Here is a 20,812-nt window from a genome sequence, read left to right on the forward strand (position 1 = left end):
GTCCTCCCCCGGGAGGCAGCCGTCAGCAGGGAGGGCGGGCAGCGCGGGCGGGGGAGTCACGGGAGCATTGTGGCGCGGTCGGAAACGCGCAGCGAAACGGACAAATGGTGAGGACGAGTTTTGGTTAGGTTAGCCTAAGCGAACTATCCGGTCTGTCAGAAGGATCCACCGTGCCCGTACTCCGCCAAGGCCCGCTCGCGGCCGTCTCCACGCTCACGCTGCTCGCCCTCGCCGCGTGTGGTGCAGCGACCGACACCGCCGACCAGAAGGCCGCGTCGACCGACTTCAGCTACGAGGACGCGCGCGGCACCACCGTCGAGATCGAGGGCGCGCCCGAGACGGTCGTCGGCCAGGCCAGCGCCGCCGCCGCGCTGTGGGACAACGGGTTCGAGGTCGCCGGCGTGTATGGCGACCTCCCCGCGAACGAGAACTACCTGCTCGGCGACCTCGACGTCGACAAGACGAAGGTCCTCGGCAAGGCCTGGGGCGAGTTCAACGTCGAGGAGTACGCCGCCCTGGATCCCGACCTCCTCATCGACATGACCTTCGACGGCAAGACGCTCTGGTACGCCGGTGAGGTCGAGACGCAGGTCGAGAAGCTGGCTCCGACGCTCGCCATGCAGCTCACCGGCCTGTCGGTGACCGAGCAGATCGAGGCGTTCACCGACCTCGCCGAGAAGCTCGGTGCCGAGCCCGACATCGACGAGGCGAAGGCCGACTTCGACGCGGCGGTCGACCGGATCAAGGCCGTCGTCGAGTCCACCCCGGACCTGACCGTGCTCGCGATGTCGTCCTACGGCGAGGAGATCTACTTCGCCAACACGCCGCAGCACCCTGATCTCGCCTTCCTCGCCGACCTCGGTGTGAAGTTCCCCGAGGTCAAGCCGGACGAGGCCGGCATCTTCGAGCCAGTCAGCCTCGAGAACATCGACAAGTACGACGCGGACGTGATCCTCGTGGACGCGCGTGACACCGGCGGCCTCGCAGAGCTGAAGAAGAAGGCGATCTTCAACCGCCTGCCCGCGGTCGCGGGTGGGCAGCAGGACCTCTGGTACCCGGCCGCGCCGTACAGCTACGAGGCGTACGCCGAGGTCTTCAACTCCTACGCCGACGCGCTCGAGGGCGCGAAGGTGCTGACGAAGAGCTGACCGAGGGTCCTGCCGTGCGTCTCACCGACCTCGCCGGTGACGGGGTGACGGCGCGCGCGGACCACACGCGGGTGCAGGTGCCTCAGGGACCTGCACCCGCGCCGGTGCGCGTCGCGGCCTCGGTCATCGACCTGTGCCTCGTCGCCGTGCCCCTCGCCCTCGGAGCCGCCGTCGTGCACACCCTGCGTGATGCCAACGGTGGTGGGGTGGTGGACCGGGTCGTCTTCGGCGGGGCCGCGGTCGCGCTTGCGGTGGCGCTCCTGATCGGCAACACCGGCTTCGCGCAGGGTCGTGGCGGTGCCTCCCTCGGCAAGCGCTGGTGCGGCCTCGTCGCGCGTGGCCTCGACGGCCAGCCTCTCGGCGTACGACGGAGCGTGCTGCACGTCGGTCACCGGGAGGTCGTGCTCCGGGTGGTGGCAGAGGCTGACGGGTTCCGTCCCGTGAAGGTCGTCCGCACGCCAGCCGAGCTGCGCGCGCGGCGGGTGGCCAGTCTGCTGGCGCTCCTCGTCCTGCTGGGGGTGGTGCTGCTGGCCAGCCTGGCCATCGGGTCGCGCCCGCTGACCTTCGGCGAGATCTGGCACGGCGTCGCCCCGCCGTACGACGGCCGGCTGAGCGACACCGATCTGATCATCCGCGACCTGCGGCTGCCCCGGACGCTCCTCTCGCTCGTGGTCGGCATCGCCCTCGGGCTGGCCGGTGGCCTGATCCAGGGGCACACGCGCAATCCGCTCGCCGACCCGGGCATCCTGGGGGTGAGCGCCGGCGCGGCCTGTGCCGTCGTCGCTGCCATCTCCTTCCTCGGCGTGACCTCCGCGGCTGCCTACGTCTGGTTCGGCCTGGCGGGAGCACTGGTGGCGAGCGTGGTCGTCTTCGGCCTGGCCTCGGTCGGTAGCCGCGCGGCCTCACCGATCTCGCTCGTGCTCGGTGGCGCCGCCGTCGCGGCACTGCTCTCCGCGGTGACATCGGCGCTGGTGCTCCTGGACCAGGACACGCTCGACGCCTACCGCTTCTGGATCATCGGATCGGTCGCCGGTCGTGAGCTCGACGTGCTCGTCCCGCTGCTGCCGTTCTTCGCGGTGGGCATCGTCCTCGCGCTGGCCGGCGCGCCCGGGCTGAACCTGCTGGGCCTCGGTGAGGAGGTCGCACGCTCCCTCGGAGCGAGCATCGTCGTCAGTCGCGTCATGGGAGTCGCCGCCATCACCCTCCTCGCCGGTGCCGCCACCGCTGCATGCGGGCCGATCGCCTTCATCGGACTCGCAGTCCCGCACATCGCGCGGGCGGTCACGGGCCCCGACTACCGGTGGCTGCTGCCGTGCTCGGCGCTGCTCGGCGCGGTCCTGCTCGCCACCTGCGACATCCTCGGGCGGGTCGTGGCACGCCCGGCCGAGCTCCAGGTCGGCATCGTTCTCGCGCTCGTCGGCTCTCCCTTCTTCATCGCCCTCGTACGTCGACGGAAGCTGGTCGGGCTGTGAGCGCCCTGGTGGCGGGCCGGCCCCGCGTCTCGGTGGGCCCCGTCAGCGGCGTCTGGCGGCCACGCACGGTCCTCGTGAACGCCGCTCTGCTCGCCGCACTCTTCCTGCTGCTCTGCCTCAACATCGCTCGGGGTGACTACCCGATCAGCGTCGCGGACGTGGCCCGCGTGATCGTCGTGGGCGGCTCCGACGCGGAGCACTTCATCGTCTGGGAGCTGCGCATGCCGCGCTCCGCCGTCGCGGTCCTGGTGGGCGCGGGTCTGGCCCTGTCCGGAGCGATCTGGCAGGCGATCACCCGGAACCCGCTCGCCAGTCCCGACTTCCTGGGCGTGACCGCCGGTGCGAGCGCGGGAGCAGTCGCGGTGATCGTCCTTGGTGGCACGACGCTGCTCAGCGAGGCCGTCACCGTTCCGGCGGGAGCCATGGCGGGCGGTCTGACCGCGGGCGCGGCGATCTACGCGCTCGCCTGGAAGCGCGGCATCGACGGCTTCCGGCTGGTCCTCGTGGGCGTCGCCATCAACGGGATGCTGCTCGCCGTGACGAACTGGCTGCTGGTCGTCGGCGAGATCTGGGACGCCCAGCAGGCCACGGTCTGGCTCAACGGCTCGCTCAACGGCCGTGACTGGGGAGACGCCTGGCCGGCCGCGGTCGCGCTGCTGGTGATCGGGGCGGTCGTGCTCGCCTCGTCGTTCCAGCTCTCGGCGCTGCAGCTGGGCGAGGACGCTGCCCGGGCGTTGGGCGCTCGCGTCCAGCTGACCCAGGCGGTCCTCCTGATCGCGTCCGTGCTGCTGGCGGCGATGTGCGTGACCGCTGCCGGGCCGATCGGCTTCGTCGCCTTCCTCGGGCCGCAGGTCGCGCAGCGCCTGGTGGGGAGTGCGGCACCGCCGATGACCGCCTCTGCCCTCACCGGCGGCGTGCTCGTGGTCGCGGCCGACTTCGCCGCGCGCGTCCTCCTGCCCGGTGAGTTCCCCGTCGGCATCGTGACCACCGCCATCGGGGGACCCTGCTTGATCTATCTCGTCGTCCGCACTGTCAGGAGAAACTCGCGATGAGCAGCTCCCCCCAGATCACCGCGCAGGACGTCGTCCTCGCCTACGGCGACCGCGTGGTCGTCGACGGCCTGTCGACGCAGATTCCTCCGGGACAGGTGACCACGATCATCGGCCCCAACGGCTGCGGGAAGTCGACCTTCCTCCGGTCGCTGGCGCGGCTGCTCAAGCCCGCATCGGGCCAGGTGCTTCTCGACGGCAAGGCGATCACCTCGCTGCGGACCCGCGAGGTCGCCAAGGTCCTCGGAATGCTGCCCCAGGCGCCGGTCGCTCCCGAGGGCCTCACCGTGGCGGACCTGGTCGCCAAGGGACGCCATCCGCATCAGTCCTGGCTGCGGCAGTGGTCGCGCGACGACGAGGTCGAGGTCGATGCGGCGCTGCGACTCACCGGCATGCACGAGCTGGCCGACCGGGCGGTGGACGAGCTGTCCGGCGGGCAGAGGCAGCGGGCGTGGATCTCGATGGCGCTGGCACAGGAGACCGATGTCCTCCTCCTCGACGAGCCGACGACCTACCTCGACCTCGCCCATCAGGTAGAGGTCCTCGACCTCGTCGACCAGCTCCAGGCCGAGCTGGGCCGCACCGTCGTCATGGTCCTCCACGACCTCAACCTCGCCGTGCGCTACAGCGACCACCTGATCGTGATGAAGGAGGGTCGGATCGTCGCCGAAGGAGCTCCCGAGGCGCTGATGAGCCGCGAGCTCCTGCTCGACGTCTTCGGCCTCGACAGCCAGGTGCTGGTCGACCCCGTCTCCGCGCGCCCGATGATCGTGCCGGTCGGCGGCCGACGTACAGGTGTGGTGCTGCAGCCGTGAGGAGCTCACGGCGCGGCGACGGTCTCCTTCGCCAGCATGGCGATGACCGCGCCGAGACCGCCACCCTCGCGGCGTACGGTGCGCTGCCGGGTCGCGCCGTTGCCGACGGTGAAGAGGTGATCGATGCGCTCGTCGACGAGGGCGTCGTCCCCGACCTCGCGCAGCACCGGGCGAAGGTGGTCGACGAGCGCTCCGATCACGTCCTGCGCAGGCTGCGGCCGGGAGGTGAGCGGGCGGAGGAGGTCGCCCTCGAGGCCCCACCGTGCTGCCCGCCAGCCCGCGAACCGGATCAGCGTGCTCGGCACCTCGGCCGGCGGGACGCCTTCGGCCCACTCGCGGGCGGCCGTCTCGACCAGCGCACGGCACAGTGCGGCGACCAGCGCCGTGTCGCGTACGTCGAGGCACACGTCGGGCACCCGGATCTCCACCGTGGGGTGGTGTGCGGAGCGGCGGGCGTCGAAGTAGACCATGCCCTCGTCGAGCAGCACTCCGGTGTCGATGAGCGACTGCACGAGCCGGTCGTAGGCAGCGGGGCTGCCGAGCACGTCGACCGGTCCGGCGCCCGGCCAGCGGCCCATCACGCGTGACCGGTAGCTCGCGTAGTCGGTGTCCTCGCCCTGCCAGTAGGGGGAGTTGGCGCTGAGGGCGAGCAGGGGCGGCAGCCACGCCCGGATCCGGTCCAGGACGCCGACGGCCTCCTCGTCGGAGTCGACCGCAACGTGCACGTGGCAGGCACAGGTGAGGTGCTCGCGGGCGATGATGCCGAACTGCCGCGCCATCCGGTCGTAGCGCTCCGTGTGCACCGGGAGCGGCTCGACGGGGATGGGTGAGGTGCCGCTGGCCAGCAGGTGCGCCCCGGCGCGCTCGGCGGCCGACGCAGCGCGGGTGCGCCACGAGACGAGCTCGGACTCGAGGCTCGTGATCGTGTCGTGGGGGGAGGTGTTGGCCTCCACCTGCTGCTCCTTGAGCTCCGCGACCAGCGAGCCGTGCGGCTCCTCGCCGTCGGCTGCACCGACCAGGGGCGTGGCCAGCCGGAGCACCTCGGCAGCCATCGGACGGCTGTCGTCGAGGCGCGCGTCGACCAGCAGGAACTCTTCTTCGACTCCGACGGTGCGCACGCCTCCCTGTGCCCACGGTTGCCCGGGTGGATGCCGGGTACCCCACGGGCATGTGCCGACTTCTGGGATACGTGACCGGCGCGCCCACCTCGCTCGTCGACGTGCTCGGGCGCACGGAGTTCGAGGCGTTCACCGCACTTACCGCCTTCCACGACGACGGCTGGGGCATGGCCTGGCACGACGAGTCGGGTGAGCTCCAGCGCACCGGCTCGGCGCGGTCGGCCGAGCACGATCCGGCGTACGACGACCTGGCGTCGCAGCGGCTCGGTCGCGCTGGCATCGTGCATCTCCGGTGGGCCTCGCCGGGGCTGGCGATCTCCGCGGAGAACACCCATCCGTTCGTCGACGGTGATCTGGCGATGGCCCACAACGGGCACATCGCGCCGATCGAGCGACTCGAGGAGCTCCTGACGCCAGCCAACCGGGAGAAGCTGCGCGGCGACACCGACAGCGAGCGCTACTTCCGCTATGTCGTCCAGTGCATCGACGAGACGGGAGACCACGAGGCCGGCCTGCTCGCCGCGGTGCGGACCTTGGAGGCGGAGTTCCCCCACGCGAGCCTCAACGCGCTGCTGCTGACGCCGACGAAGCTCTTCGCCGTGCACGTCAACAGCCGTGCGGCCGTGCCGACCGCGCTGAAGGGCCTGGGCATCGCCGCGGAGCGGATCCGGCACACCGAGGACGAGTACTTCGCGATGGACTTCCGTCGTACGCCGGACGGGCTCCACGTCATCTCCAGCGGCATCGACCCGGCCGGGTGGGAGCCCGTGCCCGAGGACGCGGTCGGCGTGGTCGACCTGGCCACCGGAGCGGAGGAGTGGCTCCCCGTAGGAGCGGCGGGTCGTGACCGCGCGAGCACGAGGTGATGGGCGCCGGCCCGGACGACGATCATGCCGTGACCTTCGCGGTGGGCCGGTCGGCGTTGTCGATGCCGGCGTACCAGCGGGCCAGGCGGCCGTGCGTGCTCACTCCGGTGAGCCGGTCCTCGATCGCGGTGCGTCGGTCGCGGGGCGCGGCGATGAGCAGGTGGTCTCCCGTGCGCAGCACCGTCGTGGGGCCGGGCGCGGTGATCTCGTGGTCGCGCAGCAGCAACGCGACGGTCGCGCCGTCGGGGAGACGGAGCTCGGCGACCTCCACACCTGCGAGTCGTGAGCCCTGCGGCACCGAGAACTGCAGCAGGACTCCACCGAGCTCGTCGAGAGGAGCGGACTCGACGGAGAGCTCCCGAGGACTCTCGCCGTGCGCGGCGCCCAGACGACGAGCGACGAACGGGAGCGTCGGCCCCTGCACAAGCGTGAAGAGGACGACCAGCAGGAAGACGACGTCGAAGATCCGCGTCGCGCCCGGCAACCCGACGCTCATCGGGATCGTCGCGAGGACGATCGGCACTGCGCCGCGGAGCCCGGCCCAGCTAATGAAGGCCTGGTCGCGCCAGGGAACGCCGAAAGGCGTCGCGCACAGGGTCACCGAGACCGGCCGTGCCACGAGCGTGAGGGCAGCGCCGACGACGAGAGCGGTCGGGAGCGCCTCCCACAGGCGGGCGGGACTGGCCAGCAGGCCGAGCATGATGAAGAGGCCGATCTGGGCCAACCACGCGAGGCCCTCGGCGAAGCTCGCGGTCGTGGCGCGGTGGGGCAGTGCGGCATTGCCCAGCGTCAGTCCCGCGACGTAGATCGCCATGATCGCGCTGGCGCCCGCCACCCCGGCGATCGCGAACGCGAGGAACGCGACGGCCAGCGTGGCGACCGGGTAGAGGCCGGAGGCGGGGAGCGCGCTGCGGGCGATCAGCCACTGGCCGGCCCGGGCCACGAGGAAGCCCACCGCCATTCCCGTCGCGAGCTGATAACCCACCTGTGCGAGCAGTCCTGCAGCCCCTGCGCTCGCCCACGCCGACGAGGTCACCACCGTGACCAGGATGATGACCGGAGGGTCGTTGAAGCCCGACTCGGCTTCGACCGTCGCGCGCAGCCGTCCCCGGATCGGAAGCCTGCGCAGCACGGCGAAGACTGCGGCGGCGTCGGTGGAGGAGGCGACGGCCCCGAGCAGGATGGCCGTGCGGACGTCGACGTCGAGGAGCCACCAGGCCAGGGTCGACGTGACGACGACCGAGATCGCGACGCCGGCCGTGGCGAGCACACCGGCGAGCGGCGCGACGGGCCGGATCACCTTCCAGTCGGTGGTGAAGCCGCCCTCCGCGAGGATCACCGCGAGGGCGACCGTGCCGAGCACCTGTGCCATCTCGGCATCGTCGAACTGGACACCCAGCCCTGCCTCTCCGAGCGCGACACCGATGCCGAGGTAGAGCAGCAGCGTGGGTAGCCCGGCTCCAGACGCCAGGCGTACGGCGACCACGGCTGCGATCAGCACCCCCGTGCCCACCAGCAGCACCAGGTTGAGGTCAGCCGGATCCATCGATGTGACCCTCTGTGGGGTGTGCGAGGACATGTTCAGCAGCGACGAGGTCGACCGCCAGCACGGCGATGCCGATCCCGTCGAGGGTTTCCCGCAGGGCATGGGTCATGGACGGCAGCGCGGGGGTGAGCTGTGCGCGAAGTTCCGCGAGCGTGTGCTCCCCGATCCAGGTGCGCGCTGCCGGAATCGCGACGGCGTGGACGAAACGCTCCTGGTCGTGGGCCGCCTCCACTCCTCCATCGATCATGACGTCGAAGAGCAGGCGGAGATCGGCACCGTCGGCAGTGGAGTGGCGGACGGTGATCGACACGGTCGAGGGGCCTGCTGTGGGTCGGACGTGCTCCCCGGCGAGCACGTGCGCGAGCGTGCGGCGGAGGAGAGCGAGCAGCGGCGGCATGCATCCAGCAAACCGGGGGTGCGACTCGCAGAGTATGGGGTCGTGCCCCCATCTCTCGGCGGTGGTCAGGGCTCGATCAGGCCCGCGCGGATCGCGTAGCGCGTCAGCTCGGTGCGATCGCGCATGCCGAGCTTGGCAAGGACGTTGGAGCGGTGCCTCTCGACGGTCTTGACGCTGATCACCAGCTGTTGAGCGATCTCCTTTGACGAGTTGCCCTCCGCGATCAGCTTGACGATCTGGTCCTCGCGCTCGGTGAGGGCGGCGCGCGGCAGTCGTTCGCCGCGCTGCATCCGGGCGAGGAGATCGCGGACCAGGGTGCTGGCCATCCCGGCGTACAGGAAGGGCTCGTCGCGCATCGCCGCACGGCAGGCCGCGACGAGGTCCTCGTCCGCAGCCGACTTCAGGACGTAGCCGCACGCGCCGGCCTGCAACGCGGAGAAGAAGTACTGCTCGTTGTCGTGCATCGAGAGCATCAGCGTGCGCACCGACGGCGCGCGGCGGGCGATCTCACGAGCCGCCTGCAGGCCGGTCATCGTCGGCATGGAGACATCGAGCACGGCGAGGTCGGGAAGGTGGGTGCGGGCCAGGGCGACCGCCTCATCGCCGTCGGCGGCTTCGGCTACGACGTCGAGGTCCGGAACGTTGTCCAGGATGCGGCGGATGCCGGAGCGCACGAGGGCGTGGTCGTCGGCGAGCAGGATCCGGATGGTCACGGGGCCACGACCGGCAGCTCGAGCTCGACGACGGTGCCGCCACCGGGGCGCTGGCTGAGCTCGAGACGGCCGCCCGCCATCTGTGCACGTTCGCGCATGCCCTGGATGCCAGCTCCCTCCTCGAACGATCCCGCACCACGGCCGTCGTCGGCGACGCGCAGGACCAGCTGGTTGCCGCGCCTGCTCAGACCGACCTCGACTCCGTTTGCGTGGGCGTGTCGTGCGACGTTGGTGAGGGCCTCCTGCGCCACGCGGTAGACGACGAGCTCGGCCGCCGCCGAGAGCTGCGGGAGACCGGGGGCGAATCCCCGCGTCACGCGGACCCCGGTTCGGGAGGTCAGCTCGCTTGCCAGGCTGCTCAGCGCGCTGAGGAGTCCGAGGTCGGCGAGGACCCCGGGACGTAGGCGCTGGCTGATCCGACGTACTTCCTCGAGGCTCGCTCGGGTCGTTTCCCTCGCGACGTCGAGCTCCCCGGCGACCTCGGCGGGAGCGAGCGTGCTCGCCTGCTTGAGGGCGAGGAGCACGGCCGTGAGGCTCTGACCGACCTCATCGTGGAGCTCTCGGGCGATCCGCTCGCGCTCAGCCTCCTGCGCAGCCAGAGCCCGGAGGGTGCTCGCCGCGCGCTCGTCCTCCAGCCTCTGCAGCATCTGGTTGAAGTGGTCGACGAGTGCACCCGCCGGCCCGCCACTGGCATTCAGTCGCCGTCCGGGATGGCGCATGTCCACGCTCGCCATCACCGTGGTGAACCGGTCGAGCGGTCGGAGCACCGAGCGCAGCAGCAGGCCGTTGAGCACGCAGATCGCGATGAATCCGCAGGTGAGGACGATCGCCTCGGACAGCAGAGGTCGGGCGGAGACCGTGGCAGGAGAGAACGCGAGGGCTGTCGTGGCCAGTGCGAAGACAGCTCCGTTGATCAAGCAGACCCGCCAGAAGAGCGGCAAGGAGAGGTCACCGGACATGGATCCAGCGTGGCAGATGGATCGCGTGCCGGAGCCGGTCACGCTCCGGCCCGGCGGTGTGGAACAGTTCGGGAGCGTGACCGAGCTGCTCGACATCCTGCGTGCCCGCCGCGCCGACGGCAGCACGCCGGGCACCCGGGCGGACGGCCACCGCGTGGCCCTGGCCATCGAGGGCGGTGGCAACCGCGCGGCGTACTCCGCGGGCATGGCACTCGGGCTCGACGAGCTCGGCCTGACTGCGTGCTTCGACGCCGTCTACGGCACCTCGGGCGGAGCACTCAACGGCGCCTGGCTGCTGACCGGCGAGGCACAGCGCTGGCTCCCGAGCTGGGCGTCTCCGGAGGTGGCGGCCGCCGGCGTCAACGACCCGCGGAGGCTGCTGCGGGGCGGCGCCCTCGTCGATCTCCGGGTGCTGGTCGAGCACGTCTACGGCCACATCACGCCGATGGACTTCGAGGCGATCCTGGCCAACCCGGTGACCTTCCACCCGATGGCGACCGACGCCGCGACCGGTGAGGCAGTCGACCTCCATCCCTACGTCGTCGACCGCACCACGCTGCAGGACGCGCTGCGCGCCAGCTCGTGCCTGCCGATGATCGCCGGCCGACCGGTGCGGCTCGGGGGCCGCGGGTTCGTCGACGGCGGCCTGTCGGAGGCGGTGCCCTTCCAGACCGCCCTGGTCCAGGGCGCGACCCACGTGCTGGTCCTGCGGACCCGGCGCGAGGACCAGACCGTGACCACGTCGCGGGCCGAGCGCGCGGTGCTCGCGCCGTACTTCGCGCTGCTGGCCCGCGGCGCCGGACGCAGCCATGGCCGCCGCCACCTCGCGTACGCCGCGGCAGACGCGGCGTCCCACGCCGACGTGGTGCAGGTGCGTCCGCCGCTGGGCTCGCCCGACGTCTCGCGCCTGGGCGGATCGCTCGACACCGTTGCCGAGGCGATCGGCATCGGTCGGGACGTCGTGGTGGAGCTCTTCGCCTGAGTCGGCCTGCAGTCAGCCCTGGGCGGCTGAGGCGGGGTCGGTGCTGAGGATCCGCTGGGCGAGGCTCGTCGTCGCGTGGTCGCCGAGGAAGTCGACGACCCGCGAGACCCGGTCCCAGGGGAGCGGGAGCAGACCGGGTGTGCCCGGGATGTCAGGGGTCAGGCCGAGCTCGATGTCGGTGCGGCCGGTCATCATCCGCACGTTGAAGTCGTAGCGCTCGCGTGCGCCCTCGGCGGTGAGGGCCCGGACGACGCGGGTGCCGATCTTGCGGGTCCCGGTCTCGGTGGCCCACTCGTCGAGGACGGCGATGACCGCGGCTCCGCCGTTGTGCTCGATGTCGGACCAGACGCCCTCCATCGGTCCGAGCTGGGCGAGCAGGGCAGCGGCGGTCTTCTCGCCGACCCCGCTGACGCCGGGCAGGTTGTCGCTCGCGTCGCCCCGCAGCGCGGCGTACTCGAGATAGCGCTCGGCGTGGACCCCGTACATCGCGTGGAGGCTGCGGCGGGTGAGGAGGGGAGAGCCGTTGATGCCGCCGTTGATCAGGCGGAGCACCTTCGTGTGCTCACTGATCAGCGCGAAGGCGTCGCGGTCGGAGGTGATCACGACGCAGTTCCAGTTGTTCCGCTCGGCCCAGGCAGCGCCGGAGGCGTTGACGTCGTCGGCCTCGAGTCCCGGGGGAGTCAGGGTGGCCAGCCCGAGGGCGTCGAGCAGCGAGCCGGCCCGGTCGAGCTGCTCGACCAGCAGCGGGTCCTTCTCCGCGCGCCCTGCCTTGTACGCCGGGTAGGAGTCGCGACGCACGGACGCGGTGCGGTCGTCGAGCCCGAAGAGGATCGCGTCGGGGGCGAACGTGTCGATTGCCTCGAGGATCTGTCGCAGCATGCCGTGCAGCGCCCAGCTCGGCCGGCCGGCGCGGTCGGTCATGCCCGTGTGCGCCCGCGCGTGGTGGTTGCGGTGCAGCAGCGAGGGGGCGTCGACGACGAGGAGGAGGCGGCGGTCGGCGGGATCACGGGTCGACATCGCGGTCGAGTGTAGGTGGCCGGTTGCCGGTGGGGTCAGCCGCACTCGTCGGCAATGGCGGCGCGGGCCTCATGAACCGTCCTGAGCAGGCCTGGCGGGTTCTCGGCGAGGAACTCCCAACTGGATTGGTTGGTCGCGTCGCTGTGCTGTGCTGCCCACAGCGTCTGGGAGGCGACATCGAGGTCGTGGCTCACGCCGACCCAGTCGTCGGAGTAGGTCGACATGGCCGCCGAGGTGTCCAGGAGCCGTTGCGCTTGCGGTGCCGGTCGATCGGGTGCCGACGGGGCTTCGAGACCGGCGGCGAGGTCGTCCAGCACGGGCAGGAAGGTGAGGAGTTCGCGGCAGGTGGCGGGCTCGTCGGACGACGGCGGCTCGAGCCAGTCGGTGGACCCGTTGTCCGCAGGCGCGTCGCTCGCCACTCGCGGGCGGCTCGGGTCCTCTGACGCCATCAGCGGTGTGTCGCCCGCCTTGGCGACTGCCAAGGCAGCGGCGACGAGGGCCACGATCCAACCGGCGACGACCCTCTTCCCGCCGCCCGCCACGACGAGGGGAAGTTCTTCGTCGGGCGACGTCGTCGCCTCCTGATCGCGCTGCCGCAACAGCTCGAGGACGTCGTACGCGCCTCCCGCGACGTGCTCGGCCGGAATCCGGAGTGTCCTGCCGTTGTGAAGGCGTAAGGCGATGAAGTTCGCCCGGCGGGTCCGGTTGGACCAGAACGTGGCACGGTGGTTGATCTCCTGGACCTCCGCGATTGCGCTCCAGCCGACGCTGAACGGGTCGCGATTTCCACGTGTCTCGACACCGCGCGAGGAGATCAACAGGACGGGCCGCCGGAGAGGCAGGGAGATGGCAAAGCCCCAGACTGCGAAGCCCGCGATGGCCATGGCGAGGACGGACAGGGGGATGAACGGCCCCTGGCCCCGCCTGCTGAGGGAGATCGGCTCGTCGCCGAACTGCCACCCGATGCTGAGGGCGGCGACGGCAACGCAGAGCATCAGGACGGTGTGCGGCAACAGCGACACGAGCGGGACGATGGTCTGTCCCTGTGGGTCCGTGCGGATGCGACGCGGGTGGAGGTAGGCCCGGGCTTGCAGAGCAGCGTCCGTGACGATGGCCAAGACCGCACCGATGCCGGCCATCGCGGCGAGGCGAGCCCCGAAGGAGTCGAACGACGGGAAGGCGACCACGAGCGCGACTCCACCGGCCAGCGTCAGGAGCAGGAACAGCGCCCTGAGCTGAAGCGTGCCCTCCAGCTCGGGCCAGCGCGTCCTTCCCTTCACCGTGCATTCGTAGCACCTGCTGCCCTTCGGCGGAGCAGGTCGAGCAAGGTCGTCCTGGCCCGGCGAGACGATGGCGGCGCTACCCTCGGGCCATGCCGACCGTCCTGATCACCGGTGCCTCGCGTGGCATCGGCCGCGCCACCGCCCTCCGTCTCGCCGATGCCGGCTGGGACGTCCTCGCCGGCGTCCGCCGTGAGCAGGACGGCGAGGCGCTGGCCTCCTCGCACGCGCGGATCACGCCCGTCGTCCTCGACATCACGAACGCCGACCACATCGCGCGTGTGGCAGCCGAGGTGACCCAACTCGACGCACTGGTCAACAACGCCGGCTTCGCGCAGCTCGGGCCGATGGAGGGCATCCCGCTCGAGGTGCTCCGTGAGCAGCTCGAGGTCAACTTCTTCGGCCACGTCGCGGTCACGCAGGCCCTGCTGCCGCGCCTGCGCGAGTCGCGCGGCCGGGTCGTCTTCACCTCGTCGCTCTCGGGCCGCATCGCCACTCCGCTCACCGGTCCCTACAACGCCTCGAAGTTCGCTCTCGAGGGTGCGGCGGACGCGCTCCGCATGGAGCTCAAGCCGTGGGGGATCCGCGTCGCGCTGGTCGAGCCCGCGCAGATCGCCACCGACATCTGGGGCAACGCCGACGAGGACTTCGACGCCGCCATGGCAGCGATGACGCCGGAGGCCCAGGAGCTCTACGCCGGCCACGCTGCGGGCTTCCGCAAGTCGATCCCGCTCAGCCAGAAGCTCGCAGCCCCGGCCGAGTCGGTGGCCAAGGCGATCGAGAAGGCGCTGACGTCCCGGCACCCGCGTGCCCGCTACGTGGTCGGGGCCTTCCCGAAGGCCCAGGCGGCGATGACGGGTGCCTCGCCGACCCCTGCGGTCGACGCGATCCTGCGGAAGATGACCGGGGTTCCGCGCAAGCTCTGAGCTGCCTCAGCTGCCGGCCAGCAGATCGAGCAGCGTCCGGGCCTCCTCGGCGCACGCGCCGCACCCGGCCAGGTGGGTCTCCATCGCGACGTCGCGGTGGCCGGGGTCGGCGGCCAGCCGCTCGACGTACACGTCGATCGTGGCGAAGCAGTCGTCGCACGAGAGGTACGGCGAGGTGTCGGTCAGCAGCGCCTCCACGGCCTCGGGAGGCAGGGGCGTCGGGTCGTTCATCGGGGGCTCCCGTGGGTTGTGGCGTCGAGCAGTCCGCTCGCGCTCAGGCTGGTGCGCAGGCGCCTGCGGGCGTCGTGGAGGGTCTTGTAGAGGGCGTTGCGGGTGCTGCCGGTGCGCTCGGCGAGCACGTCGATCGGCACACCCTCGACGATGAGGGCCAGCGCCACGGTGCGCTGGTGCGGTGTGAGGTCGCGCTGGATCGCGTGCTCGACGGCACGGCGCAGCTGGTCGACCTCCGCGAGCGCCTCGGGGCCCGGCGAACGGTCGTGCAGCGGTAGCGCATCGGGTAGCGCGACCTCGCGATGGCGCCAGGCCTGGCGGCGTACGGCGACTCCGGCGTGGAGAACCCCGAACTTCCAGGCCCAGGTGGTGAAGCGGCTGCGCCCCTCGAAGGTCTCCAGCTGGCGCAGCACGGCGAGCAGCGCGTCGTTGGCCGCCTGCTGGGCGAGGTCCTCGAGGTCAACCGGACCGGCTCCGGGGAGCTGGCCGCGCAGCCGCCAGACCTGGTGCCGGGTCGCCTGCAGCAGCACCTCCCGCAGCCGGGCCAGCGACTCGTCACCGGCCGGGCCCTCGGCGGTGAGGTCCGCATGCCAGTCGGCATCCGGGTGCGCGGGGGAGGGCTCCACATCCGCCAGCGTGCCATCGCTCATGACTGGTTGGTGTCGCGCCGGCGCAACTTCTTACCCCGGGTTCGGTAAGAAGTGCCGCGGTCGGCGACACCAACGAGGCATGACCACCTACACCGAGACCCTGACCGAGCGCGGCACCGACCGCGCCTTCTTGCTGCTGCGCACCGTCTTCACGGTCGCACCCATCGCCTTCGGGCTCGACAAGTTCCTGGGCATCCTCACCGACGACTGGGAGAAGTACCTCGCGCCCTGGATCAACGACATCGTCCCCGGCACTGCGCATGAGGCCATGCTCATCGTGGGCGTCATCGAGATCGTCGCGGGCATCGTCGTTGCCGTCGATGCGCGGTTCGGTGCGCTGCTGGTCGCCGCGTGGCTGGGCGGGATCATCGTCAATCTTGTGACGATGGGAGAGTTCTACGACGTCGCCCTGCGTGACTTCGGCCTGCTGGTCGGCGCGCTCGCGCTGGCGTTGCTGGCCTTCGAGCGCACGCCGCTGCGTGCCCGGGCCGAGGTCGACAGCCCGGCCGTCTGACGCACGAAAATCGGCCGACACGCCGTACGTCGCGGTGTGTCGGCCGGCTTTCAGGGGCAGGACGGCCGCAGCAGAGCACCACCACCCGGCCCCGACAGCGCGAGCACAGCCTCAGCTCGTGGGCCGAGACGCGAACTCCTGCTTCACGCCGTTGTACCAGTCGAGAGACTTCTTCGGGTGACGCCAGCGGCCCTTCATCGCCTCGCGCGCGGGGCCGTGGGCGGTGTCGCCGGCCTTCACCGCGTCGCGGAGGTGCTTGTCCTGGGCCTTGATGACCTGGTCGGCCGTGTCCCCGTGGTGCTCGAGGGTGCAGGGGCCGCCCAGGTCGAGGCAGGTCATGGTCTTCATCGTTCGATCCTCTCGTCGGTCACACTCCGTCGGTGGGGTGCGTCATCGTGGTGACGAGCCAACCGACGAAAGTGTGACCATGGCGACCGAAGAGCAGCTGAGCAAGGGTTTCGAGGCCGAGCGTCCCCGCCTGATCCGCATTGCCGCGCGCATCCTGAACGATCCCCACGCGGCGGAGGACGCCGTCCAGCAGGCGTGGCTGCGCCTCAGCGGCACCCCCGGGCCGATCGACAGCCTGCCCGCCTGGCTGACGACGGTCACCTCGCGGATCTGCCTGGACCAGCTCCGCGCGCGTACGCCGGTCCCGACCGACGCCGTCGACCCCGGCGGCACGGCGCCCGATCCGGCCGACGACGTCGCGCTCGCCGATGCGGTCGGCATCGCGCTCCAGGTGGTGCTCGACCGGCTCACGCCCGCGGAGCGTGTCTCGCTTGTCCTCCACGACAGCTTCGGGTTCGACTTCCCGCTCATCGCGAGCATGCTCGACACCTCTCCTGCCGCCGCGCGCAAGCTGGCCTCCCGGGCCCGGGCGAAGGTCGCGCCGCCCGCCCGCGAGGACGCGCTGGCCGACTGGGAGGTCGTCGACGCCTTCCTCGCCGCTGCTCGTGAGGGACGGTTCGGCCAGCTGCTCGACCTGCTCGCCCCCGACGTCGTCATCGACGCAGACGCCGCGGCCGTGGTCATGGGCACTCCGGCCCGGATCAGCGGCGACGTCGAGGTCGCGACCTTCTTCAACGGTGCCGCCCAGACCGCGTTCCCGGCCTTCGTCGGGGAGCGCCCGGGGGCGGCGTGGATCCACCGTGGGGAGGCGCGGGTGGCCTTCGACTTCACCATCGAGCGGGGCCGCGTGACGCGGTTGACCTTCCGCGCCGAAGAGGCCGTGCTCGCCGGCGTACGCCGACGGGCGGGAGCAGCAGCCCGCGACTGACCTACGCCGGGCGGGTCCGGAGCCGGCTCCCGATCAGCTGCCGCCGGCCGGGAGCTCCTCGAGCAGGACGTCGGGGTTCTCGCGCGCGACGAAGCCGGCACGCCAGTTGTCGGTGAAGAGCGCCAGGTGGGTGCCGTCGCTGCGCTGCAGCACCTCGCAGCCACGGACGCCGCGGAGCGCCAGGGCGCCGTCGGCGTCGGTGATGCGCGCCGCCGAGTAGTCCAGGCGCGAGAGCCGGATGGGCGAGTTGAACTCGTTCTTCATCCGGTCCTCGACGACCTCGAACTGCAGCGGACCGACGGCCGCGAGCACAGGGCTCTGGTCACCGCGCAGGTCCGAGCGGAGCACCTGGACGACGCCTTCCTGGTCGACCTGCTCGATGCCCTTGCGGAACTGCTTGAACTTGCTGATGTCCGCCGCGCTGCACGTCATGAAGTGCTCCGGCGCGAAGCTCGGCACCGGGGGATAGGAGATCGGCGAGCCGACGTACATCGTGTCGCCGACGCGCAGCGCCTGCGCGTTGACCAGGCCGATGATGTCTCCGGGCTCCGCGGTCTCGACCGAGGTCACCTCGCGGCCGAACATCGCCTGGGCGAACTTCGTGGCGAATGGCCGGCCGCTGCCGGCGTGGGTGACGACCATGCCGCGCTCGAAGGTGCCGGAGACGACGCGCGCGTAGGCGAGCCGGTCGCGGTGGGCGCTGTTCATGCCCGACTGCACCTTGAAGACGAACGCGCTGAACTCGTCGTCGACCTGGCGGACGGACCCGTCGACGCCCTCGGTCGGGGACGGGCCCGGGGCCAGGTCGAGCAGCAGGTCGAGCAGCTGCGCGACGCCGAAGTTCTGCAGCGCGGAGGCGAACATGACCGGCGTGGTCTCGCCAGCCAGGAAGCGCTCCTGGTCGTGGTCGTAGTCGTCGAGCTCGAGCAGCTCGTGCCCGTCGACGGCTTCCTGCCACGGGAGCAGGTCAGCCTCTTCGACCTCGTCGGCCGCCATCCGGCGCTCGGGGGCGCGCGTCGCGCCGCCCGCCGTACGGGTGTACTTGATGAACTCGCCCGTACGCCGGTCCAGGACGCCGCGGAAGTCGCCGGCCTCGCCGACGGGCCAGGTCAGGGGAGTCGGCCGCAGCTTGATCTGCTTCTCGATGTCGTCCATCAGGCCGAGCGGCGAGAGGCCGGGGCGGTCCCACTTGTTGATGACGGTGATCACCGGGATGCCGCGCAGGGCGCACACGCGGAAGAGCTTGAGGGTCTGCGGCTCGAGCCCCTTGCCGGCGTCGACCAGCATGACCGCGGAGTCGACGGCCGAGAGCACCCGGTAGGTGTCCTCGGAGAAGTCGCTGTGGCCGGGGGTGTCGACCAGGTTGATGACGTGGTCGTCGTAGACGAACTGCAGCGCCGCCGAGGTGATCGAGATGCCGCGGGCCTTCTCCATGGCCATCCAGTCCGACACAGTGGCACGCCGGTCGCCCTTGCCGTGGACGGCGCCCGCCTCGGTGATCACTCGCGCGTGGAGCGCGAGCGCCTCGGTCAGCGTGGACTTGCCCGCGTCGGGGTGGCTGATGACGGCGAACGTACGGCGGGGGCGAGTGTCGGGCACTGGCCCAAGGCTACCGTGCCGAGCCGTGCTCGGCCGACTTCGGGTCGCCCACCGATCCAGCGAAAAACATTGACCTCTTAAAGGTTAAATGCTTAACTAAACGGGAGCCTGAGGAGTCGGAGAGAGCCATGATCCACCGCCACGAAGATCCGAAGTCAGTCGACCTGCTCGCCGCGCTGTGCCGTGAGCTGTTCGCCCTCGCCAAGCACGAGGACGACGTGGCCGCGGAGGAGGCGAGCCAGCTTCCGTACTGGGTCCCCTGCCCTCCCTCGGTCGTCGGGCACCGCGCCGCGGCCAGGACCCTGCGCGCGGAGGCGCAGCGGCTCGAGGCCGCGATGCGTCCACTGGCCACCGCCAGCTGAGCTCGGCGGCCGCAGGACGGGCCGGCGCGGGCGCCCCCGCCGGACGCCCGCGCCGGACGCCCCCGACGTCCGGGCGACCGTCAGGGCTTGGTGCCGGTCACGACGAGCATCTCGCAGGGGCCGGTGAAGCCGTCGGCGTCCTCGAACTTCTCGAGCGCCTCCGCGATCTCCTGCCAGGCACCGGCACGCTCCTCCTCGGTGACGCCCGCGAGCATCTGGTGCAGTGCGCCGAACGAGTCCTGCTCGAAGTGGAGGCAGTCGGCCGCGGAGGCCATCCGGACCGGCGACGGCACGGTCGTCACGGTGACGTCGACGAGCCCGGCGGCCGTGTAGGCGGCTTCGGCGACACCCGGCGCACCGAGGCTGAACGGGCCGGGCATGCCGGGTGCGGGGGCGGGCAGGTTCGCGATCCGGCGGATGATGCCGACGGGCTGGGCGAAGAAGCCGTTGCGGTCCGGGGTCGAGTAGACGACCGACGAGAGCCGTCCGCCCGGACGGAGCGTGCGCACGATCTCGGTGAGGGCGCGGTGCTGGTCGGGGAAGTAGATCAACCCGACCCGCGAGATCGCGGCGTCGAAGCCGCCTGCGGGCAGCGCCGAGAGGTCCTCACCGTCCGCCTCCAGCGTCGAGACGGTGTCGAGGCCGGCATCGGCGGCCATCTTCGCGGCGTACTCGAGGATCGCGGGGGAGATGTCGGTCGCGCAGACGTGGCCGGTGGGCCCGACCCGGCGGGCCGCGGCGAGGGTCTGGCCCCCGGCTCCGGCGGCGACGTCGAGGACGCGGGAGCCGGCCGTGAGGCGGACGTCGTCGAGCATCTGCTCGGTGGCCGCGCCGAGCCACGACTCGATCGCGGGCCCCCAGCGGTACCAGGCCTCGGCGGCCTGCTCCCACTGGGCGCGGGTGGTGGCCTTGAAGGCGGTGGGGTCGAAGGTGGTGGTCATGGCGGGTCCTCCTGCTGGCTGGATGCTGGGTGGCTGGCTTTCCTCCAGCCTCGATCGCGCGGCTCCCGGCGGATAGGAGTGGTTCTGGACCCGGGTGGGACAGATTCTGGACCTGCGTCCGGTTTGTCGGCGCATACTGGGCGGGTGAAGGACTATGGGCAGTACTGTCCGGTCGCCCTCGCGAGCGAGGTGCTGGCCGAGCGATGGACCCTGCTGATCGTGCGCGAGCTCGTGATCGGTGGCCGCCGGTTCAACGAGATCGACCGCGGGCTGCCGGGCATCTCCCGCTCCCTGCTCAAGCAGCGACTCGACCACCTGGAGCGCAAGGGCGTGGTCGAGCGCGTCGACCTCCCGGGTCGGGGCCACGAGTACCACCTGACCCCGGCCGGCCGGGACCTCGAGGGCGTCGTGATGGCGGTGGGCGAGTGGGCGGTGCGCTGGATGTTCAGCGAGCCCGAGCCGCGCAGCGTCGATCCGGTGACGTTGACCTGGTGGATGTCGCGGCGGATCGTCGCGGCCGAGGTCCCGGACCACCGGACCGTCGTGCAGTTCGACTACAGCGGTGCGGACCCGACCCGGATCTGGATCGTCCTCGAGCGCGGAGACGCCTCCGTCTGCACCGAGCCACCGGGCTTCGACAGCGACGTGGTGGTCTCGACCGAGCCGGTCGCGCTGATGCGGGTCTTCTCCGGCATCACCAGCTATGCCCAGGCGCTCGAGAAGGGCGAGGTAAGCCTGGCCGGCCCGCCCCGGCTGACGCGTGCATTGCCGCGCTGGTTCGCGTGGAGTCCGTTTGCGCCGGCAGTCCGTGACCGTCTGGCCGTGGGCGCTCCACCGCATCGGAATGCCGCGACGTCAGAACAGAGCGCGCGAACATAAGCGGGAAGTGCGCATTTCGATAGTTTCGATCTCTTCTCGGATCGTGAGAAAGATCGTCGCATTATCGGATCT

At 71.2% G+C, this 20,812-nt stretch carries 23 protein-coding genes; 11 read left to right on the forward strand and 12 right to left on the reverse strand.

The window, feature by feature from the left end; all coding sequences use genetic code 11:
* The first annotated feature begins 170 nt into the window (after window positions 1-170).
* From VLF38_RS14165 to VLF38_RS14180, 4 genes are read left to right on the forward strand one after another with little or no spacing between them, the layout of a single operon-like run.
* Entirely contained in the window at window positions 171-1,148 is a 978-nt protein-coding gene (locus VLF38_RS14165) for an ABC transporter substrate-binding protein (protein WP_325271887.1), read from the forward strand.
* Window positions 1,149-1,162: 14 nt separating this feature from the next.
* Window positions 1,163-2,620: an iron chelate uptake ABC transporter family permease subunit gene (locus VLF38_RS14170; RefSeq protein WP_325271888.1), complete on the forward strand. Its 1,458-nt coding sequence runs from the start codon at window positions 1,163-1,165 to the stop codon at window positions 2,618-2,620.
* On the forward strand, window positions 2,617-3,672 hold the full coding sequence (locus tag VLF38_RS14175; RefSeq protein ID WP_325271889.1) for an iron ABC transporter permease: 1,056 nt from the start codon (window positions 2,617-2,619) through the stop codon (window positions 3,670-3,672). The genes VLF38_RS14170 and VLF38_RS14175 overlap by 4 nt, the downstream gene beginning before the upstream one ends.
* The gene (locus VLF38_RS14180) at window positions 3,669-4,484 is read left to right on the forward strand and encodes an ABC transporter ATP-binding protein (RefSeq protein WP_325271890.1); all 816 of its coding nucleotides are present in this window, start codon (window positions 3,669-3,671) and stop codon (window positions 4,482-4,484) included. Before VLF38_RS14175 ends, VLF38_RS14180 begins: the two co-directional genes overlap by 4 nt.
* Window positions 4,485-4,489: 5 nt before the next feature.
* Here VLF38_RS14180 and VLF38_RS14185 read toward each other — a convergent pair whose 3' ends face one another.
* The gene (locus VLF38_RS14185) at window positions 4,490-5,602 is read right to left on the reverse strand and encodes a glutamate--cysteine ligase (protein WP_325271891.1); all 1,113 of its coding nucleotides are present in this window, start codon (window positions 5,600-5,602) and stop codon (window positions 4,490-4,492) included.
* 50 nt (window positions 5,603-5,652) lie between these two features.
* Here VLF38_RS14185 and VLF38_RS14190 point away from each other — a divergent pair, with 50 nt between their 5' ends.
* Window positions 5,653-6,468 carry a class II glutamine amidotransferase gene (locus VLF38_RS14190; RefSeq protein WP_325271892.1) on the forward strand — a complete coding sequence of 272 codons (816 nt, stop codon included), beginning with the start codon at window positions 5,653-5,655 and terminating at the stop codon, window positions 6,466-6,468.
* A 22-nt stretch (window positions 6,469-6,490) separates the two neighbouring features.
* Here the strand turns inward: VLF38_RS14190 and VLF38_RS14195 are convergent, their stop codons facing one another.
* The 4 genes from VLF38_RS14195 to VLF38_RS14210 form a co-directional block, all read right to left on the reverse strand.
* Complete coding sequence (locus VLF38_RS14195; RefSeq protein ID WP_325271893.1) at window positions 6,491-8,014, reverse strand: potassium/proton antiporter; 1,524 nt, start codon at window positions 8,012-8,014, stop codon at window positions 6,491-6,493.
* Entirely contained in the window at window positions 8,001-8,411 is a 411-nt protein-coding gene (locus tag VLF38_RS14200) for a hypothetical protein (protein WP_325271894.1), read from the reverse strand. Before VLF38_RS14200 ends, VLF38_RS14195 begins: the two co-directional genes overlap by 14 nt.
* 65 nt (window positions 8,412-8,476) lie before the next feature.
* Window positions 8,477-9,124: a response regulator transcription factor gene (locus VLF38_RS14205; protein ID WP_325271895.1), complete on the reverse strand. Its 648-nt coding sequence runs from the start codon at window positions 9,122-9,124 to the stop codon at window positions 8,477-8,479.
* Window positions 9,121-10,083, reverse strand: a complete 963-nt coding sequence (locus VLF38_RS14210) for a HAMP domain-containing sensor histidine kinase (protein WP_325271896.1) — start codon at window positions 10,081-10,083, stop codon at window positions 9,121-9,123. Before VLF38_RS14210 ends, VLF38_RS14205 begins: the two co-directional genes overlap by 4 nt.
* Here VLF38_RS14210 and VLF38_RS14215 point away from each other — a divergent pair.
* Complete coding sequence (locus VLF38_RS14215; RefSeq protein ID WP_325271897.1) at window positions 10,082-11,065, forward strand: patatin-like phospholipase family protein; 984 nt, start codon at window positions 10,082-10,084, stop codon at window positions 11,063-11,065. The two genes, VLF38_RS14210 and VLF38_RS14215, sit on opposite strands and share 2 nt — an antisense overlap.
* Before the next feature lie 12 nt (window positions 11,066-11,077).
* On the opposite strand, the gene VLF38_RS14220 is transcribed toward VLF38_RS14215, so the two are convergent.
* Together VLF38_RS14220 and VLF38_RS14225 are read right to left on the reverse strand one after the other, a co-directional pair.
* Window positions 11,078-12,082 carry a 5'-3' exonuclease gene (locus VLF38_RS14220; RefSeq protein ID WP_325271898.1) on the reverse strand — a complete coding sequence of 335 codons (1,005 nt, stop codon included), beginning with the start codon at window positions 12,080-12,082 and terminating at the stop codon, window positions 11,078-11,080.
* Window positions 12,083-12,117: 35 nt separating this feature from the next.
* Complete coding sequence (locus tag VLF38_RS14225; RefSeq protein WP_325271899.1) at window positions 12,118-13,362, reverse strand: hypothetical protein; 1,245 nt, start codon at window positions 13,360-13,362, stop codon at window positions 12,118-12,120.
* A gap of 92 nt (window positions 13,363-13,454) precedes the next feature.
* Between VLF38_RS14225 and VLF38_RS14230 the strand changes: the two genes are divergently transcribed.
* Window positions 13,455-14,288: an SDR family oxidoreductase gene (locus tag VLF38_RS14230; RefSeq protein ID WP_325271900.1), complete on the forward strand. Its 834-nt coding sequence runs from the start codon at window positions 13,455-13,457 to the stop codon at window positions 14,286-14,288.
* A 6-nt stretch (window positions 14,289-14,294) separates the two neighbouring features.
* Here the strand turns inward: VLF38_RS14230 and VLF38_RS14235 are convergent, their stop codons facing one another.
* The gene (locus tag VLF38_RS14235; protein ID WP_325271901.1) at window positions 14,295-14,519 is read right to left on the reverse strand and encodes a hypothetical protein; all 225 of its coding nucleotides are present in this window, start codon (window positions 14,517-14,519) and stop codon (window positions 14,295-14,297) included.
* Entirely contained in the window at window positions 14,516-15,169 is a 654-nt protein-coding gene (locus VLF38_RS14240) for a sigma-70 family RNA polymerase sigma factor (protein WP_325271902.1), read from the reverse strand. Before VLF38_RS14240 ends, VLF38_RS14235 begins: the two co-directional genes overlap by 4 nt.
* A 79-nt stretch (window positions 15,170-15,248) precedes the next feature.
* Between VLF38_RS14240 and VLF38_RS14245 the strand changes: the two genes are divergently transcribed.
* The gene (locus tag VLF38_RS14245; protein WP_325271903.1) at window positions 15,249-15,683 is read left to right on the forward strand and encodes a hypothetical protein; all 435 of its coding nucleotides are present in this window, start codon (window positions 15,249-15,251) and stop codon (window positions 15,681-15,683) included.
* A 111-nt stretch (window positions 15,684-15,794) separates the two neighbouring features.
* On the opposite strand, the gene VLF38_RS14250 is transcribed toward VLF38_RS14245, so the two are convergent.
* Entirely contained in the window at window positions 15,795-16,031 is a 237-nt protein-coding gene (locus tag VLF38_RS14250) for a hypothetical protein (RefSeq protein ID WP_325271904.1), read from the reverse strand.
* A gap of 79 nt (window positions 16,032-16,110) precedes the next feature.
* On the opposite strand from VLF38_RS14250, the gene VLF38_RS14255 reads away from it, so the two are divergent.
* Complete coding sequence (locus VLF38_RS14255) at window positions 16,111-16,959, forward strand: sigma-70 family RNA polymerase sigma factor (RefSeq protein ID WP_325271905.1); 849 nt, start codon at window positions 16,111-16,113, stop codon at window positions 16,957-16,959.
* A 33-nt stretch (window positions 16,960-16,992) separates the two neighbouring features.
* On the opposite strand, the gene VLF38_RS14260 is transcribed toward VLF38_RS14255, so the two are convergent.
* Window positions 16,993-18,558 carry a peptide chain release factor 3 gene (locus tag VLF38_RS14260; RefSeq protein ID WP_325271906.1) on the reverse strand — a complete coding sequence of 522 codons (1,566 nt, stop codon included), beginning with the start codon at window positions 18,556-18,558 and terminating at the stop codon, window positions 16,993-16,995.
* 128 nt (window positions 18,559-18,686) lie between these two features.
* On the opposite strand from VLF38_RS14260, the gene VLF38_RS14265 reads away from it, so the two are divergent.
* Window positions 18,687-18,920 (forward strand): hypothetical protein, encoded by a 234-nt coding sequence (locus tag VLF38_RS14265; RefSeq protein WP_325271907.1) that lies wholly within the window; start codon window positions 18,687-18,689, stop codon window positions 18,918-18,920.
* A gap of 80 nt (window positions 18,921-19,000) precedes the next feature.
* On the opposite strand, the gene VLF38_RS14270 is transcribed toward VLF38_RS14265, so the two are convergent.
* Entirely contained in the window at window positions 19,001-19,861 is an 861-nt protein-coding gene (locus tag VLF38_RS14270; RefSeq protein ID WP_325271908.1) for a class I SAM-dependent methyltransferase, read from the reverse strand.
* Between the two features lie 144 nt (window positions 19,862-20,005).
* On the opposite strand from VLF38_RS14270, the gene VLF38_RS14275 reads away from it, so the two are divergent.
* On the forward strand, window positions 20,006-20,740 hold the full coding sequence (locus tag VLF38_RS14275) for a helix-turn-helix domain-containing protein (protein WP_325271909.1): 735 nt from the start codon (window positions 20,006-20,008) through the stop codon (window positions 20,738-20,740).
* The last annotated feature ends 72 nt before the right edge of the window (window positions 20,741-20,812 follow it).

It is taken from the genome of Nocardioides sp., from assembly GCF_035481145.1.
In the GTDB taxonomy this organism is placed as follows: Bacteria; Actinomycetota; Actinomycetes; order Propionibacteriales; family Nocardioidaceae; genus Nocardioides.